Below are 15,428 nucleotides of genomic sequence, written 5' to 3'. Positions count from 1 at the left end.
AAACGACCGGATATTTAACGTGTTCGTCTGGGCTTTGGGCATTCTCGTAATTTTGTTTATCCTCGGGCTGCTATTTATGCTGCTGCGCAAGGGACTGCCTAACCTGAGCTGGGATTTCCTGACCGGATTGCCCAGCGAGATCGAAGAAGGCGGCGGCATCGGGCCCGCGCTGTTCAATTCGTTTTATATTCTGTTCCTGTCGCTGGCGATCTCGATCCCGCTCGGCATGGCTGCAGGCATCTATCTGGCGGAATTTGCGCCGGACAACCGCTTTATCGGTTTTATCCGCATTTGCGTCGAAGGGCTGTCGTCGGTACCGTCGATCATTTTCGGACTTTTCGGGATCTCGCTCTTCGTCGACATCTTCCATCTCGATCTGACGATTCTCGGCGGCGCGGTCAGCCTTGCTTTCCTGAATCTGCCGATGTTGACGCGCGTCACCGAAGAGTCGCTGCGGTCGGTGCCTACGGAGCTTAAGAACGCCTCGTTCGCGCTAGGCTCCACGCATCTGCAAACGATACGCACCGTGCTCATTCCGGTCGCCCTGAACGGCATCGTCACCGGAATCTGCCTGACCGCCGGCCGCGCATTCGGCGAGAGCGCCGTCATCATCTTAACCGCCGGCGTCACTACCTCCGGCGAGCTTTGGGACTTCAATCTACTGTCGCCAGGCGAGACGCTCGCCGTGCACCTATGGTACGTCCAATCCGAAGCGATCGTCCCGGACGCCGGCGACATCGCGCAGAAGGCGACGGCCGTCCTCATCATGATCGTGCTTGCGATCAACCTCGTATTCCGCTTGCCGCTCTGGATGAAGGCGCGCAAGATGAAGGGCTAGCCGTTAAGCGGCTGAAGCTATCGGATCGGACTTATCGTAGTCAAGGAGGAATTCATTGTGCAAGGAACGGCGCTCATCGAAATCAATAAGCTGAATTTGTTTTACGGTGCTTTTCACGCGCTGAAGCAGGTCTCACTGGAAATCCCGCAGCGGGCGATCACCGCTTTTATCGGCCCTTCGGGCTGCGGCAAGTCGACGCTGCTCCGTACGCTGAACCGGATGAACGACATGATTCCCGGCGCGCGGGTAGAGGGCAGCATCGAAATCGGCGGAACGGATATCTACGGCGGAGACGTGCACGTCGAGACGCTTCGCAAAAAGATCGGCATGGTATTCCAGCAGCCGAATCCGTTCCCCAAATCCATTTACGACAATGTCGCTTACGGACCGCGGCTGCACGGCATCTCCAAAAGGCGCGAGCTGGACGAGATCGTCGAAAACAGCCTGCGCTCCGCCGCGCTCTGGAACGAGGTCAAGGACCATCTGAAGCGCTCCGCGCTTAGTCTCTCGGGCGGACAGCAGCAGCGTCTGTGCATTGCCCGCGCGCTCGCGGTCGGTCCCGACGTGCTGCTCATGGACGAAGCGACGTCGGCGCTCGACCCGATCTCCACGATCAAGATCGAGGAGCTCGCGCAAGAACTGAAGGACCGTTACACGATCGTCATGGTTACGCACAACATGCATCAGGCCGCGCGCGTTTCCCATCAGACCGTCTTCTTCCTGAACGGGGAAGTCGTCGAGTACAGCGCGACCGAGAAGCTCTTCTCCGATCCGTCCGATCAGCGGACGGAGGACTATATCAGCGGGCGGTTCGGCTGATCTTTAGCCACATCCGGCATACCGGCTCAAGGCGGAAGACGCCTTGGGTTTTTTATTTTGGCTTATATAGAAGTAACCCGATGGCCTGGCACTGCTCGCACATAGCCTGATTTTCGGGCACGCATGCCATTATCCCATTCGCTCAGTTGCCGTATCTCCTCTGCGAGATCATTTCGCAAACGTTCGTAGTGTAACGACTGACCGGGCTCACCTGCTATGGGGCCAACGAGAGGAATGCATACCACGTTTCCGTTATGGACTCAAAAATCGATAGTTATAGAGGGCTGCGCACTATAAATCCGTTAGATCGAACCAAATTAGTCGGCAAAGAGGTTAATTGGGCGGGATAGCGGATCGTGCGTCAGAACCAACGTCATTTGGTCGATCCTGGGGGATAACTTGCGGAAATGAGGTCTGGTGTGTCCGTCGAGACCACTGGGTTCTGAGCGATGGGGATAATGGCATGGCAGAGGAACAGGTACATTTTGCAGAGGAGGGTTGGAGGACAGAGGGGACGCATCAGAGGAAGGGGATAATGGTGCGAAGAGGTACGCAGGCATAAAAATGCGTTTAAAGGAAGCGGTCTTTTAGATGCGGTGAAAAGAAAGCGGACCTTCTGGACCCCCCATTCTGAGCCGATGGGATAATGGCATGCGACAGAAAAAGAGCATTGCTCCTGGAAAACGGGGCCGCAGCAGGGGCGTACAAGTATCCGTTAAACAATCGGCCCGCTCTCCGTTGTAGGAAGCGGGCCGAGCGCATGCGTATTAGTCTCCGGACAGGCCGGTATCTTTGATCATGACGTCGTGGGCGCCGCCTTCGACGAGGCTGGTGGCCGAGACGAGCGTGATGCGGGCTTCGCGCTGCAGCTCCGAGATGCTGATCGCGCCGCAGTTGCACATGGTCGATTTGATTTTGCCGAGCGTCTTGTCGAGGTTTTCCTGCAGTCCGCCCGCGTAAGGCACGTACGAGTCGACGCCTTCCTCGAACAGCAGATTTTCTTTGCCGCCGCTGTCGTAGCGCTGCCAGTTGCGCGCGCGATTGGAGCCTTCGCCCCAGAATTCCTTCACGAAGTTGTTGCCGACCTTCAGTTTGCGCGTCGGGCTCTCGTCGAAACGGGCGAAGTACCGGCCCATCATGACGAAGTCTGCGCCCATGGCGAGCGCGAGCGTGATGTGGTAATCGTGCACGATGCCGCCGTCGGAGCAAAGGGGGACGTAAATGCCGGTCTCCTGGTAATAACGGTCGCGCTCCTCGGCGACTTCGATCAGGGCGGAAGCCTGGCCGCGGCCGATGCCTTTTTGCTCGCGGGTAATGCAGATGGAGCCGCCGCCGATCCCGACCTTGACGAAGTCCGCGCCGGCATCGACGAGATACCTGAAGCCTTCGCGGTCGACGATGTTGCCGGCGCCGATCGGAATGTCGAAGTTTGCTTTGACGTATTCGATCGTATCGCGCTGCCACTCGCTGTACCCGTCGGAGGCATCGATAACGAGAATGTCCGCACCGGCCGCTACGAGGGCGGGCACGCGCTCTTCATAATCACGGGTATTGATGCCGGCGCCGACGACATAGCTCTTGTTGGCGTCGAGCAGTTGGAGGGGATATTCCTTGTGGGCGTCGTAATCTTTGCGGAAAACGAGGTGTTCGAGCCGCTGCGTCTCGTCCACGATCGGCAGGCAGTTGAGCTTGTGCTCCCATATAAGGTCGTTCGCCTCGGGCAGCGAGATGCCGGAACGACCGCAGACGAGCGAGGCGTAGGGCGTCATAAACTCGCGGATCGGCTTGTCGGACGGATCCCGGCTGTCCCTGTAGTCGCGGCTCGTGACGATGCCGAGCAGCTTGCCTCTAGGGGAGCCGTCGTCCGTGATCGCGACGGTGGAATGTCCCGTCGTCGCCTTGAGCGACTTGACGTCGGCGAGCGTGTGATCCGGCGTGAGGTTGGAGCGGCTCGCGACGAAGCCGGCCTTGAACGCTTTGACCTTGCCGACCATGCGGGCCTGCTCGGCGACGGGCTGGGAGCCGAAGACGAACGAGATACCGCCGCTGCGGGCGAGGGCGACTGCCATCGCGTTGTCGGATACGGACTGCATCACGGCTGAGGAGAACGGGATGTTGAGCGACAGTCGAGGCTGCTCGCCGCGGCCGTACTTAACGATCGGGGTTCGGAGCGACACGCGTTCGGTCGTGCATTCGCGTCTCGTCAAGTTCGGGATCAGCAGGTATTCGCTGAACGTGCGCGAAGGTTCCGTATAATATTTGGCCACAGTCTATCGTCCTCCCATAGCTCTCGCTCGATAAATTTTAACAATAGTAGCACGAGTACGCAGGCTTGGCAACGGATAGTTGCGACCGTGACGAATCTATCGGCAAATGAAGGGGGGTGTGCTAGGATATAGGTTGAGAAATATTGAATCCAATTCCAATCGAGGTGCGATTTATGTCAGCGTTTGCAACTGAAGAACAGCTGCTCTGGCTTGATGGCGCTCCCTACGCCGAGGGCGATACGCCAGAGGACCGTCCCGCGTTGTTTCCTTATTTGCTCGAGGGAAGCGATCGTCCGGTCGTCATCGTGGCGCCTGGCGGCGGCTACGGCGTACGGGCCGCTCATGAAGGAGAGCCCATCGCGAAGTGGTTGAACGGCCTCGGCATATCCGCTTTTGTGCTCCGGTACCGCGTGGCTCCGTACAAGCATCCCGCTCCGCTTACGGACGCGCTGCGCGCGATCCGGACGGTGCGCGCCCGCGCCACGGAATTCGGCATTGACGCCGCACGCATCGGCCTGCTGGGCTTCTCGGCCGGCGGCCACCTGGTCGCATCGGCCGGCACGCAATGGGAGGGGCCGAATCCGGAGGCGGAGGACGAGATCGACCGCGTATCCGACCGGCCGGACCTGATCGTGCTCTGTTATCCCGTCATTACGTTCAGGGATCCCCATACGCACGCGGGCAGCCGTCTTAACCTGCTCGGGGATTCGCCGGAAGCGGGGCTCGTGGACGCGATGTCCGCGGAGCTCCGGGTGACGTCCGAGACGCCGCCGGCCTTTTTGTGGCATACGTCCGACGACGCCGCGGTGCCTGTCGAGAACAGCCTGCTGTTCGCCGCGGCGCTGAGGGAGAAGGGCGTGCTGTTCGACCTGCACGTTTACAGCAGCGGCGTGCACGGGATCGGCCTGGCAGAGGATCATCCGTTTGCCTCGGGGTGGACATCGGCCGCAGCGGCTTGGCTGAAGGCGCAAGGGTTTTAGAGCTGAACTCGAGAAGAAGGCTTGATCCGGACGTTCCGGATCAAGCCTTCTTTGACGTGACGGCTGCGCAGTTATAAAATCGGCGTCTGCTCGGGTTCGACTTCAATCGGCGCGGGGATGACGAGCGTGTCGGCCAGAAAGGCCGTCAGTCGCTCGCTGAACAGCTGCGGCTCGTCGAACAGCAGCGCATGCCCGCTGTCCTCGAAGCGATGGAGCGTCGATCCCGGAATGTAACGGTGCATTTCTTCGCCAAGCTCGAAGGGGCAAATCTCATCGTTGGCCCCATGGAATATGGCGGTCGGTACGCTAATCAACGGCAGATCCTCGCGAAGATCTTCGGTGCGAAGCGATTCGAGCGCCTTGTATGTGCCGACTGCGGACGCCTCCAGACCGAGCGACAGAAGCCATGCCGCAGTACCGGCGCTGGGCTTGCTTGCGGTCAGCATCTTGCCGAAGTGCATGACGAGCGCCGGCCGGTCCGTATACGCCTGCAGGATCATGTCATCCAACTTTTCCGTCGGCGTCCCGTATTTGAAGTCCTCGCGCTGCACGAATGAAGGCGCGGCGGCCCCGACGAGCAGCAGCTTGGAGATGCCGTATCCCGCATGTCTGGCCATGTACCGCACGGCTACGGCGCCGCCGAGCGAAAAGCCGACGAGCGTCGCGCCCGTTACGCCCAAGTGATCGATGACCGCCTTGACGTCGTCCGCCAGGCTGCAGTAGTTGTAGCCGTCCCAGGTTGCGTCAGACTTGCCGAAGCCCCGAAGATCGATCCCGATGCACCGGTATCCCAGACGCGGCAGCTCCAGGAATTGATATTCGAACATTTTGTGGTTGACCGGCCAGCCGTGTAGAAAAATAATCGGCGTACCTTCGCCGATATCCTCCACGTAGATTCGAATCCCTTTCTGCACTTCCACATAATGAGACATCGAATTCCCTCCGATCGTAGTTGGTTCGATTTTTTTCGCCATTTAAGAGGACAAGAGCGCGTTCATGTCCCGCTAGCATCCCTTACCCCGCTAGAGCCGACCTTACGCTAGTCCCGGTTTTGCGTGAGAGGTGCGGCTTCTTGTTCGCAAAGCCGCTGATGCCGCCTCGGGTCTTGTCCCGTGCGCATACGTTGTACGAAGCCAGTCGCAGCGTTGCGGATGTACGAACGGCTTGGGGGGAGGAGTGGAGGATGTCCTGGGAAATGAACTGCGCGGTCGCCGTGGCGGGTTCGGTACTGACCTTCGCATTCGGCATGTGGAACGAAGCGCTGACGCTTCTGGTCGTTGCCATGGGCGTCGATTACGTAACGGGCGTGTATGCGGCCATTCGGTCGGGGCCGGGGCTGAACAGCCGTACAGGGTTTAGAGGGCTGGCGAAAAAAGGCTTGATGCTGCTTGTGCTGCTCGTTTGTCACCGGATCGATCAATTGCTGGGCTTGAACGCGGTCATGGGGGGCGCGACTTATTTTTATTTGGCCAACGAATTGATCTCCGTCGTCGAAAACTGCGGACGTCTCGGCTTGCCGCTTCCCGAGCGGTTGAGGCAGGCTGTGCAGATGCTGAAAAGCAAAAGCAAGGACGATGATTTAAAAAGCAAGGACGATGATTTAAAATCATAAAATTGGAAAAAATTATTATTGGATCGTTCATCAATTTGTCAAATATGAAAAAAAGTTGACGCTTTCATGTCGTCAATAGTTGAGTTGCAGCGCCCCTTTTAGGTAATATAAGAGGTAGACATTTCGAGGAAGCAGGGGGAGCAACGATGTTTAAATGGATCATGCCGGCTTTGCTTGTCGTGGCCTGTCTTTTTGCTGTGTACCTCTTGGCTAACGATCTGCCGGCGAAGCCCGAAAGCGAGGAAGCAGGCTTGGCGGAAGGCCAGGAGCTGCTGAAAATCACCGCGACATCGGCTGGGTACAAGTTCGACCAAGCGGAGTATCACGTGAAGGCCGGCACCAACTACAAGATCAAGTTTTCGAACAAGCTGGGCGTGCACGGCGCGGGTATCGAAGCGGCTAATCTTGAACTAACTGCAGAGAATCCGGAAGCGGACTATACGTTCCCGGAGAGCGACAAGGGCAAAACGATTGAGATTCACTGCTCCATCATGTGCGGACAAGGCCACTCGACGATGAAGTCGACGATCGTCATCGAATAATGTTTCCTTGCGCAAAGGAGAAAGGAGCCGTTGCCGGCTCCTTTTTTTCATAACACCCTATGACCCGATGGCGGCCGTCAAGTGCGTCTTCTTCGGTAAAGCCTTGCGATCGCATAGTCGCAGACCGCTCCGATGACGGCATAGCTGAGCACGGTGAGCGCGTACATACCCATTACACTGACTTTGTGAATGTCGCCGAACAGCTCCACGAACCAGATCGGCACGCTGAACATGAACAAAAAGGCGTTGTGAGGATCGTACCCCGTCGCGTTGAACAGACAAAGCGCAAGTCCGATCACCGAGAACAAGATCGTATAAGTGAGCCGCATGACCTGCCTCCTTCCGCGGCGTCCAGCGAGAATGCGTATAGTATGCGCGTCGCGCCGGACGTACATGCGGGATAGCCGGACGGATACATGCGCACAATCCAGAAAGGGGACAAAAATATGCTGACCCATATCGTATTGTTCAAATTGAAGGACCGGAGCCCGGAGAGCGTCGCCCAGACGGCGGCCGTGCTCCGCAACATGGAAGGAAAAATCGAACAGCTGGTCTCGATCGAAGTCGGTACGGATGTCGTTCATTCCGAACGCTCCTACGATATCTCGCTCTTGACCAGGTTCGCTTCGCTTGAGGACATGCAGGCGTATCAAGTGCACCCCGAGCACAAAAAGGTAATCGAGCATATGTCGGTCGCGCGCGAAGCGCAAGCCGTCGTCGACTACGAGAGCTGAGGGAGAGAATCGGGTGAACACGACGACCGACTCCGGCGCCGGCGATCTGTACGAAATGATGACTTATCTGCTGGTGATCATCATCAGCGCGTTGATTATGGTCTACTGGCTGCGGCGCAAAGGCCGCAACAAGCGCGGCAAGAAGGATTGAGGGTGATGGCATGTACTACGTGAACAGACAAGCGATCGCGAGCCGGCTGCGCTGCGTGCCCGATCTGGGCGTTGCGGCGTCCGGATTGGCTTCAGCGTGGCAGGGCGATCTGCTGCAAGGGCTGGCGCAGGAACGCTGCCTGCATCTGGCGCTCGAGATCGTGACGGACGTCGGCAGCTTCCTGATCGACGGCTTCATGATGCGCGACGCAGGCAGCTACGAGGATATCGTCGGCGTCATCGGCGGCGAAGACGTCATCGACGAACGCCTTGCCGAGCGTCTGCGCGTGCTCGTGTCGCTTCGCAGGCCGCTCGTTCAGGATTACGATCTGTGGCAACGGCAGCAGCTCCATCCGCTTACGGGCGAGCTTAAGGAGCTGCTGGATTCGTTTACCGAATCGGTACAGCTGTACCTCCGCCGCGAGCTCGATCCTTGGGAGCAGCCTCGCTGACGAGGATTGGCAATTTACGCTGCCCGCTTATTCCTATACAATAGGAGCATAAGCGGGCGGCTTTTTTTTGTTTGGCGCCGTTCGCACGTGGGAGGAGAGGCCTATGCTGCCGCATGACGAAGGAAGGACAACACGCCAGCAGCTGCTTCAGACGCTCCGGACGGGCGGCGGCAGCAGTATCGCCTCGCTCTCGCAGGCGCTGTCGATCACCGAGATGGGCGTCCGCCGCCATGTTCAGGCATTGGAGCGCGAGGGACTCGTCGCAGCCGAGACCGTGAAGCAGGCGATGGGGAGGCCCGTTGCCATATACCGTCTGACGCCGAGTGCGGACGATCTGTTTCCCAAGAACTATCCGCAGCTTGCGCTCGATCTGCTCGGCGAGCTTGAGGACGATCCCGCGGGCGAAGCGATCATCGGCCGCATGTTCGCGGGACGCCGCGACAAGCTCATCGCGAGGCATAAGTCGGCGATGGCCGGCGCGACGCTGGAGGAGCGCGTGGCGGAGCTGGCCGCCATCCAGCAGGCCGGCGGCTATATGTCCCACTGGGAGCGGGACGGAGCGGGAGAGCGGTATACGTTGTACGAGTACAACTGTCCGATCGCCCAGGTCGCAGGCAAATACCGCGAGGCATGTCGCTGCGAGCAGCAGCTGTTCGAGGCGCTGCTGGGCGCCGAGGTCAAACGGACCGAATGCATCGCGGACGGCGGCGTGAAATGCGCTTATGCGATCCGGCGCCCGGCAGAGCGGGCAGCGACGTCATGAACGCGCGATGCAACTTTTTGAGAGCACGGTGCAACTTCTTGAACGCGTGACGCTGCGTTTTAGAATGCGCGAATAGAGCAACATTTCAGCCGGCGGAGGCCAGAAGCTCCGACCGGTTTTTTTGCTGTAATCCTGGCGCGATCGGCGATCGAACGAACGGAAGAAAAATTATACTTGTCCGATGTGTCAGGACGGGCCGCACGTTCTTATACTGTGTTAAGCGCATGGGCGAATGCCCGGCTTCACATAGCGAAGGTTCGATTCGGAAGGAGGAGAGACGATGGCCTGGACGGTTGCGGGATACGCAGCGGCGGTCATGTTCGCGGCCTTAGCGGTCGCGGCGCTGATTGCGAGCATGTCGGCGTCGAGAGCGCTGAACGCCTGCAGGGAAGCAGCCAGGACGCTGGAGGCGGAAGGCGCCGAATCGCTGCGGCAAATGCAGCGGCTCGCGTCAGGCGCAGCGGAAGCCGCGGAGCTCTGCCGCGGAGCGGCGAGGTCCGCGGCCAGGCTGGCCGAGGGCGGCAGGGCGTTTGGCGAAGCCGCCGCGCGCTCGGCCGAGACGGCGGCGGCGCTGCTGGATGCGTGGCGCGGACGGTTCGTGCGCTGGACGCAGGGGATCGCGGATGCCGTAGACGAACAGGCCGGCGAGGTCTCTCCTTCCGAAGGCGAAGGCAGGACCGGTTGACGCGCAAGCGCGAATCCGCCGCAAGGAACAACACGGAATTTGATTATTGGAGGGATTAAGATGGCAGAACGCAAGGTTGTTAAATCGTTCCTTTTCGGCGCCCTTTCCGGCGCCGCGCTAGGCGCGGCCGCAGCGCTGCTCTTCGCGCCGAAGCCCGGCAAGGAGCTTCGCAAGGACATCGCCGACACCGCTCAGCTCGTCGGCGCGAAGACGGCCGATCTCGGCAAAGCGGCAGGCAGCGCCGCCCAGACGGCGGCCAAAAAGTCTGCGGATTGGGCCGGCGGCGTGCGTGCCAAGTTCAGCAAGAAAAGCGCGGACGAGCGTGCATCCACATCCGACGATGCAGAGGCGATCTGATTTGCCAGCGCGGCTAAGAGCTTCATGCGGCGCCGTCCGGAACGTCCGGGCGGCGCCGCTGCATGCCTTGAACCGCATCTGAATATGCGCTAATATGTAGGTACCTTTTGCGCGAAAATCTCATAATTTATCTAGATTCTTCATCTCCATAGCAGAAAGCGGTGTTCTCGTGCAACAAGCGATCGCAGTCCTGGACTCCGGCGTGGGCGGACTGACAGTCGTCAAAGAAGTGATGCGTCAGCTTCCCCGAGAGAAGATTTTATATTTCGGCGATACGGCGCGCACGCCTTACGGATCCCGCTCCGCCGAGCAAGTGGTTGAATTTACCCGGGAGATTGTCGATTATCTCATCCAATTCGATCCTAAAATGATCGTCATCGCCTGCAACACGGCGACCGCCGTCGCACTCGAGGACATTACGAGCCGCGTCTCCGTACCGGTCGTCGGCGTCATCGGTCCCGGCGCGCGCGCCGCGCTCGGACGTACGCGAACGGGCGTCATCGGCGTCATCGGGACGGAGGGCACGATCCGCAGCGGCGCCTACGAGGCGGCGCTGAAGATGCTGTCGGGCGGCAGCGTCCAAGTTGTCAGCCGCGCCTGCCCGGGCTTCGTGCCGCTCGTGGAGGACGGCAATTTCCGATCCGAGCGTACGCAGGAGATCGTGGAGTCGTCGCTCGCCTCGTTGCGGGGAACGCATCTGGACAGCCTGATCCTGGGCTGTACCCATTATCCGTTTTTATCCGAGGCGATCTCCGAAACGATGGGGCCGGGCGTCGCGCTCATCAGCTCGGCCGACGAGACAGCCAGAGAGATCCGCACGATTCTGGAGCGGACGGATCAGCTCGCGGCGGAGGACGGCGCGCCTCTGCACCAGTTTTTCTGCAGCGGCGAACCGGCGAAGTTTCGGGAGATCGCCCAGACCTGGCTCGGCGAGCAGATCCGTCTGACGCCGGTGGTCTGGCAGGTGCCGCATATCGGCGCATAAGCAATTCAATTACCGAAGCCTTTCGGTCGTCCATGGACGGCCGGAAGGCTTCGTTTTTGTTTTTCGGCGTCTTCAGCGTCTTCGGCGTCATATCCCCGCCTGTCGCGGCATACAAAAATATACCGCTAAGACGCAAGTGGAATGCCGGCCGATTGCAAGCGCAAAACGGATGCAGGGAGGGATCGGAAATGCGCATGGAAGAATACGTGGCGGCGCGCGGAGACACGTACAGATCGATCGCCCGCGCTGCCCATGTGGGCGTCCAAGAGCTCGCCCGGGCGAACCCGCAGCGTTCCGCCGACGAGCCGATCCGTGCGGGCGAGGTGCTGTACGTGCCTGCGGAATCTATGCATAAGCGGATGTATGTCGTGCAAGCCGGAGAAACGCTCGCGGCGATCGCCGAATGCTTCGGCTGCACCGACAGCCGGCTGAGGGAACTCAACCCGCTGCTGACGGCAGGAACCGAGCCGGTGCCGGGGACGCGTATCGCGCTTCCTGCTATGTCCGCGGGCCGCATCGTCATGCCTTCGTCCAATTATGGACCGGACAACGTGGCGGCCGATCTGAAGCGGCTGGTTAGCGCATTTCCGTTTATAAGGACGAAGGCGATCGGGACCAGCGTCCTGGGCAAACCGATTCTCGCGGCAGGCATCGGAGACGGCCCCTTCCGCTGGCATTTGAATGCGGCCGTGCATGCCAACGAGTGGATTACCTCCTTAATCGCGATGCGCTTCCTGGAAGACTACGGGCGGGCTTGCCGCCGCAAGATCCAGATCGGCGGTTTCGACGCGGCCGATTTATTTCGGCGGACGACGCTGTGGGTCGTGCCTATGGTCAATCCAGACGGCGTCGAGCTCGTGCAGGAGGGGCTGCGTCCGGACCATCCGCTGGCGGCGCGGCTCGGCCGGTGGAACCGCGGCTCCGACTCTTTTCGCAATTGGAAGGCCAACGCCAGGGGCGTGGACCTGAACGACCAATTTCCGGCAGGGTGGGAGGAGGAGCGCCGCCGTCGCCGGGTGCGCGGGCCTGCGCCGCGCGATTATAGCGGCGATACTCCGCTCTCCGAGCCGGAGGCGGCGGCGCTGGCCGCGTTCACGGAGGCGCAGAGCTTCGACGCAGTCATCGCGCTCCATACGCAGGGCGAGGAAATCTATTGGAATTACGGGGGACTCGAGCCGCCGGAGTCGAAGGACTGGGCTCACCGTCTCGGCCTCGCTTCGGGCTATCGGCCCTTGGCGCTGACGGGCAGCGACGCCGGCTACAAGGATTGGTTTATCGCCAAGTACCGCCGGCCCGGCTTCACGGTCGAGGCGGGCTGCGGACGCAACCCGCTGCCGGTCTCGGCGTTCGAAGACATGTACGACGATTGTTTGCGGCTGCTGACGGAAGCGCTGGACTTAAGCCCCGGGTGAATATACAATAGAAAAAGATCTCCCCGGCGCGGCATGTCATCCGCAGGGAGAGATGCCGACGATTGGAGTGAACACGATCATGCAATGCAAGATTACGCGCAATGCGGCCAAGATCCTGAAGCTCGAACTGGACAAGCCGGAGAACGAAGGACTGTATTTACGCGTCCTGATTACGCATAGCCACGGCGATCACGCCCACTATGGACTGGACATGACCAAGGCGACGGAAGACGACGAGATCGTCTCTACAGATAAAGGGATCGACGTATTGCTGACCAAGGGCGCCGAGCTGCTCGACGGCGTCAAGGTCGACTACCTCTATTTTCCGCAAGAAGGCTTCGTGATTACGAATCCGAGCAAGGGGAACCATGGCGATCATTGAGCGGGCGGCGCCCCCTGAGGTCCGCGTTATTCCTGCCGCGGATCCCCATGCGGGTCCGAGCCCTAACGACATCCGCATTTGCGACAAATGCAACCATACCCGGGTCAAGACGCTGACGAGCAAGCTGCAGAAGCTGGACCCGGCCGCCGAGATCCGCGTCGGCTGCAAGTCGTACTGCGGCCCCTGCGCCAAGCGGGCGTTCATATTCATCAACGGCCGGTACATCGCCGCGCCTACTGAGGACGAGGCGCTCGAGAAGATCAAGCCCTTTATCAAAGCCCGCAAATCATAAAGAGAGCGCCCGGCCGCATGCAGCCGGAGCGCTCTTTTTTTCATTGGACGCTCTCCCCCGTTAAGTCGGTGCGATCCTATGCGATCCTATATTTTGAGTCAGTCGTTCCTTTTTTTAATTTCGGGCAACAGATCGTGCTCGACGACGACATCGGAGATGCGAAGCTCCCGCTCTGCAGCTTCCTTGCCTGCCGCGCATGCGGCGACGTCCGTCGCCGCCCCGTCCGCGAGCGAATAACAGGAGCCGTCCGTGCTTGTGCCGCCGTTCGAAGGCATGTAGTATACCTTGCCGTCCGTAAATCCTCCCGTACGGAAGACGACGGGCTTTTCCGCGGCGGACAGCATGCTGACGCCCATCATTTTGTTGTCTCCCATCGGGATGCCGAGCATCTGCAGGATGGTAGGCGCCGTGTCGAGCTGCCCGACCGCCTTCTCGCTGACGCCGGCATGTTCGTCGCCCGGGAAGTGAACGAAAAAGGGGACTTTGCGGATGATCGCATCCATCTCTTCGTCGGACAGCGACTTGCCGAGCAGTTGCTCGTAAGGCTTTTTGTCGTACAACGAATTGTCGTGGTCTCCGTAAAGCATGAGCACCGTGTTGTCCCATAGCCCTTCCTCTTTCAACCGTTCTACGAGCTCCCCGATTGCAGCGTCGACGTAATGCGCAGCTTTGAGATAGTCGCCAAACGTACCGTCGAAGTCGCCGACTTCGAATTCGGTTTTGTAATCGGGCAGGTTGAAGGGATGATGGCCGGAAATCGTAATCGCAAAAGCATAGAACGGCGATGCGCCGCGTTCCTTGATCTGATCGACCGTTTGCTGCAGGAACGATTTGTCGCCGATCGACCAGCCCAGCGGTTCGTCGTCGTCAAAGTCCTTGATGCTGTAAAATTTGCCGTATTCCATGTTGTGGTACATATTGTTGCGGTTCCAGAAGCTGCCGTCGTACGCGTGATGGACCGTGGTATCGTAACCCTGCGCGTTCAAAATCTCGGGCAGGCAGTTGAAGTCATGATCGGCGAACCGGATGAATACGGATCCAGTCGGCATCGGATGCAGCGAGCAGCTGGTTAGAAAGTCGGCGTCCGAAGTTCGGCCCTGCCCGGTCTGATGATAGAAGTTGGTGAAGTACAGGCTTTTGCCGATCAGCGCGTTCAGGTTGGGCGTAATCTCCTGTCCGCCGACGGATTGGCCGATAAGGAAAGACTGAAACGCTTCGGCCTGGATCATTAATATGTTTTTTCCCGTCGCCGTGCCGTACAGCGGCTCCGACTCGGCTTGCTCCTGAAGCAGCTTGCGTTCGTCGAACCAGTCCTTCGCCTCCTGGACCTGCGATTCGCTGACGCCGCCGCTAAACCAATGCTCCTTGGCATAGCGGTACGTATCGTAGCCGTGGAAACCGAGCAAACCTGTCACGTTATAGATCGGTATGTTCCACCAATTGCCAACGAAAAGTCCGCTGGCCCAGCCGTTTTTCTGTTGATTCACGGGACCGACGATCATGGTGATGCCCATCGCGAGCAAGACGGCGGCCAAAGCGGTATTCAGCATAAGGCGGGAACGGGATTTGATGCGAGCCGGCATGATTCCGGTGCGGCGGTCCATGCGAGCAGGACGCCAGTACCAACACGCCCATGCCGCGTAGGCGAGCGCTACCGGAATGTCGCACAGCAGCACCAGATCTCCGCGATGAACCAGACTCCATATGCTGTCTTCCAGCGAGCTGACCTGGTTGGCCTGCAGGAGCACGGGAATGGATATAAAATCTTTGAAATATCTGAAGTAGACCAGATCTGCGAACAAAAGAACGGAGATGAACAGATCCAGCAGGGCCAGCGATACCGCGCGCGCCCGTCTTCCGAGCCAGACCACCCAGAAGGTCGCGATGACCATGGCGCCGTAGTTAACCTTCCATTTCCACTGGTTCATGCCCCCGACGTTCAACTGATGGTCCAGCCAATTCAGCTTGTATACGATCGAGAGAACGACCAGCATGGCACCCCAATACGGCCATGAAGCAAGACCTTTCGCGGCCAGCTTGACGCCTTTGGAAGCCGCCGTTCGAAGCTGCGTATTCATGAATTGATAATTCCTCGCTTTCCGGTTGGACCGAGAGTTCCTTTGCGGGCTCGCCGCTGTTACGGCGGCGTTTACACACA

Annotated in this window: 19 protein-coding genes; 15 read left to right on the top strand and 4 right to left on the bottom strand. The window is 59.4% G+C overall.

Features of this window, described 5'->3' with window-relative positions; translation table 11 throughout:
* Positions 1-10 precede the first annotated feature (10 nt).
* On the top strand, positions 11-838 hold the full coding sequence (gene pstA, locus ACFOTD_RS22925) for a phosphate ABC transporter permease PstA (RefSeq protein WP_378122290.1): 828 nt from the start codon (positions 11-13) through the stop codon (positions 836-838).
* Positions 839-895: 57 nt separating this feature from the next.
* Complete coding sequence (gene pstB, locus ACFOTD_RS22920) at positions 896-1,657, top strand: phosphate ABC transporter ATP-binding protein PstB (protein WP_378122257.1); 762 nt, start codon at positions 896-898, stop codon at positions 1,655-1,657.
* A 767-nt stretch (positions 1,658-2,424) separates the two neighbouring features.
* Here pstB and ACFOTD_RS22915 read toward each other — a convergent pair.
* Positions 2,425-3,924, bottom strand: coding sequence for an IMP dehydrogenase (locus tag ACFOTD_RS22915; protein WP_378122256.1), 1,500 nt, complete (start codon positions 3,922-3,924; stop codon positions 2,425-2,427).
* Between the two features lie 173 nt (positions 3,925-4,097).
* Here ACFOTD_RS22915 and ACFOTD_RS22910 point away from each other — a divergent pair, with 173 nt between their 5' ends.
* Positions 4,098-4,904 (top strand): alpha/beta hydrolase, encoded by an 807-nt coding sequence (locus ACFOTD_RS22910; protein ID WP_378122255.1) that lies wholly within the window; start codon positions 4,098-4,100, stop codon positions 4,902-4,904.
* Between the two features lie 71 nt (positions 4,905-4,975).
* On the opposite strand, the gene ACFOTD_RS22905 is transcribed toward ACFOTD_RS22910, so the two are convergent.
* Positions 4,976-5,836: an alpha/beta fold hydrolase gene (locus tag ACFOTD_RS22905; protein ID WP_378122254.1), complete on the bottom strand. Its 861-nt coding sequence runs from the start codon at positions 5,834-5,836 to the stop codon at positions 4,976-4,978.
* 251 nt (positions 5,837-6,087) lie between these two features.
* Between ACFOTD_RS22905 and ACFOTD_RS22900 the strand changes: the two genes are divergently transcribed.
* The gene (locus ACFOTD_RS22900) at positions 6,088-6,516 is read left to right on the top strand and encodes a phage holin family protein (protein ID WP_378122253.1); all 429 of its coding nucleotides are present in this window, start codon (positions 6,088-6,090) and stop codon (positions 6,514-6,516) included.
* A gap of 146 nt (positions 6,517-6,662) precedes the next feature.
* Entirely contained in the window at positions 6,663-7,058 is a 396-nt protein-coding gene (locus tag ACFOTD_RS22895; RefSeq protein WP_378122252.1) for a cupredoxin domain-containing protein, read from the top strand.
* A 77-nt stretch (positions 7,059-7,135) separates the two neighbouring features.
* Here ACFOTD_RS22895 and ACFOTD_RS22890 read toward each other — a convergent pair whose 3' ends face one another.
* Entirely contained in the window at positions 7,136-7,387 is a 252-nt protein-coding gene (locus ACFOTD_RS22890) for a hypothetical protein (RefSeq protein ID WP_378122251.1), read from the bottom strand.
* 117 nt (positions 7,388-7,504) lie between these two features.
* On the opposite strand from ACFOTD_RS22890, the gene ACFOTD_RS22885 reads away from it, so the two are divergent.
* The 10 genes from ACFOTD_RS22885 to ACFOTD_RS22840 all read left to right on the top strand — a co-directional run bounded on the left by ACFOTD_RS22885 (position 7,505) and on the right by ACFOTD_RS22840 (position 13,270).
* Positions 7,505-7,792 (top strand): Dabb family protein, encoded by a 288-nt coding sequence (locus tag ACFOTD_RS22885; protein WP_378122250.1) that lies wholly within the window; start codon positions 7,505-7,507, stop codon positions 7,790-7,792.
* A gap of 13 nt (positions 7,793-7,805) precedes the next feature.
* Positions 7,806-7,943, top strand: a complete 138-nt coding sequence (locus ACFOTD_RS22880; RefSeq protein WP_158543932.1) for a hypothetical protein — start codon at positions 7,806-7,808, stop codon at positions 7,941-7,943.
* A 10-nt stretch (positions 7,944-7,953) separates the two neighbouring features.
* Entirely contained in the window at positions 7,954-8,394 is a 441-nt protein-coding gene (locus ACFOTD_RS22875) for a DUF86 domain-containing protein (RefSeq protein WP_378122249.1), read from the top strand.
* A gap of 103 nt (positions 8,395-8,497) precedes the next feature.
* Positions 8,498-9,157: a helix-turn-helix transcriptional regulator gene (locus ACFOTD_RS22870; RefSeq protein ID WP_378122248.1), complete on the top strand. Its 660-nt coding sequence runs from the start codon at positions 8,498-8,500 to the stop codon at positions 9,155-9,157.
* A 280-nt stretch (positions 9,158-9,437) separates the two neighbouring features.
* Positions 9,438-9,842, top strand: a complete 405-nt coding sequence (locus ACFOTD_RS22865; protein ID WP_378122247.1) for a hypothetical protein — start codon at positions 9,438-9,440, stop codon at positions 9,840-9,842.
* A gap of 60 nt (positions 9,843-9,902) precedes the next feature.
* Complete coding sequence (locus ACFOTD_RS22860) at positions 9,903-10,199, top strand: YtxH domain-containing protein (protein WP_378122246.1); 297 nt, start codon at positions 9,903-9,905, stop codon at positions 10,197-10,199.
* Between the two features lie 169 nt (positions 10,200-10,368).
* Positions 10,369-11,184: a glutamate racemase gene (gene racE / locus ACFOTD_RS22855; protein ID WP_378122245.1), complete on the top strand. Its 816-nt coding sequence runs from the start codon at positions 10,369-10,371 to the stop codon at positions 11,182-11,184.
* 188 nt (positions 11,185-11,372) lie between these two features.
* On the top strand, positions 11,373-12,596 hold the full coding sequence (locus ACFOTD_RS22850; protein WP_378122244.1) for a M14 family zinc carboxypeptidase: 1,224 nt from the start codon (positions 11,373-11,375) through the stop codon (positions 12,594-12,596).
* A gap of 79 nt (positions 12,597-12,675) precedes the next feature.
* Complete coding sequence (locus ACFOTD_RS22845; RefSeq protein WP_378122242.1) at positions 12,676-12,978, top strand: iron-sulfur cluster assembly accessory protein; 303 nt, start codon at positions 12,676-12,678, stop codon at positions 12,976-12,978.
* 28 nt (positions 12,979-13,006) lie between these two features.
* Positions 13,007-13,270 carry a YuzB family protein gene (locus ACFOTD_RS22840; protein WP_378122289.1) on the top strand — a complete coding sequence of 88 codons (264 nt, stop codon included), beginning with the start codon at positions 13,007-13,009 and terminating at the stop codon, positions 13,268-13,270.
* 98 nt (positions 13,271-13,368) lie between these two features.
* On the opposite strand, the gene ACFOTD_RS22835 is transcribed toward ACFOTD_RS22840, so the two are convergent.
* Positions 13,369-15,348 (bottom strand): LTA synthase family protein, encoded by a 1,980-nt coding sequence (locus ACFOTD_RS22835; RefSeq protein WP_378122241.1) that lies wholly within the window; start codon positions 15,346-15,348, stop codon positions 13,369-13,371.
* Positions 15,349-15,428 lie beyond the last annotated feature (80 nt).

It is taken from the genome of Cohnella sp. GCM10012308 (genome assembly GCF_042649185.1).
Classification (GTDB): domain Bacteria; phylum Bacillota; class Bacilli; order Paenibacillales; family Paenibacillaceae; genus Cohnella.
The sequence above is the reverse complement of the archived record's forward strand: the minus strand, read 5'-3'. Positions and strand labels throughout refer to the sequence as shown.

What these genes read in the sequence shown, in the direction of transcription:
- ACFOTD_RS22910 (WP_378122255.1), top strand. Translation starts at nt 4,098, where the DNA reads ATGTCAGCGTTTGCAACTGAAGAACAGCTGCTCTGGCTTGATGGCGCT.
- ACFOTD_RS22905 (WP_378122254.1), bottom strand. Translation starts at nt 5,836, where the DNA reads ATGTCTCATTATGTGGAAGTGCAGAAAGGGATTCGAATCTACGTGGAG.
- ACFOTD_RS22900 (WP_378122253.1), top strand. Translation starts at nt 6,088, where the DNA reads ATGTCCTGGGAAATGAACTGCGCGGTCGCCGTGGCGGGTTCGGTACTG.
- ACFOTD_RS22895 (WP_378122252.1), top strand. Translation starts at nt 6,663, where the DNA reads ATGTTTAAATGGATCATGCCGGCTTTGCTTGTCGTGGCCTGTCTTTTT.
- ACFOTD_RS22890 (WP_378122251.1), bottom strand. Translation starts at nt 7,387, where the DNA reads ATGCGGCTCACTTATACGATCTTGTTCTCGGTGATCGGACTTGCGCTT.
- ACFOTD_RS22885 (WP_378122250.1), top strand. Translation starts at nt 7,505, where the DNA reads ATGCTGACCCATATCGTATTGTTCAAATTGAAGGACCGGAGCCCGGAG.
- ACFOTD_RS22875 (WP_378122249.1), top strand. Translation starts at nt 7,954, where the DNA reads ATGTACTACGTGAACAGACAAGCGATCGCGAGCCGGCTGCGCTGCGTG.
- ACFOTD_RS22870 (WP_378122248.1), top strand. Translation starts at nt 8,498, where the DNA reads ATGCTGCCGCATGACGAAGGAAGGACAACACGCCAGCAGCTGCTTCAG.
- ACFOTD_RS22865 (WP_378122247.1), top strand. Translation starts at nt 9,438, where the DNA reads ATGGCCTGGACGGTTGCGGGATACGCAGCGGCGGTCATGTTCGCGGCC.
- ACFOTD_RS22860 (WP_378122246.1), top strand. Translation starts at nt 9,903, where the DNA reads ATGGCAGAACGCAAGGTTGTTAAATCGTTCCTTTTCGGCGCCCTTTCC.
- ACFOTD_RS22850 (WP_378122244.1), top strand. Translation starts at nt 11,373, where the DNA reads ATGCGCATGGAAGAATACGTGGCGGCGCGCGGAGACACGTACAGATCG.
- ACFOTD_RS22845 (WP_378122242.1), top strand. Translation starts at nt 12,676, where the DNA reads ATGCAATGCAAGATTACGCGCAATGCGGCCAAGATCCTGAAGCTCGAA.
- ACFOTD_RS22835 (WP_378122241.1), bottom strand. Translation starts at nt 15,348, where the DNA reads ATGAATACGCAGCTTCGAACGGCGGCTTCCAAAGGCGTCAAGCTGGCC.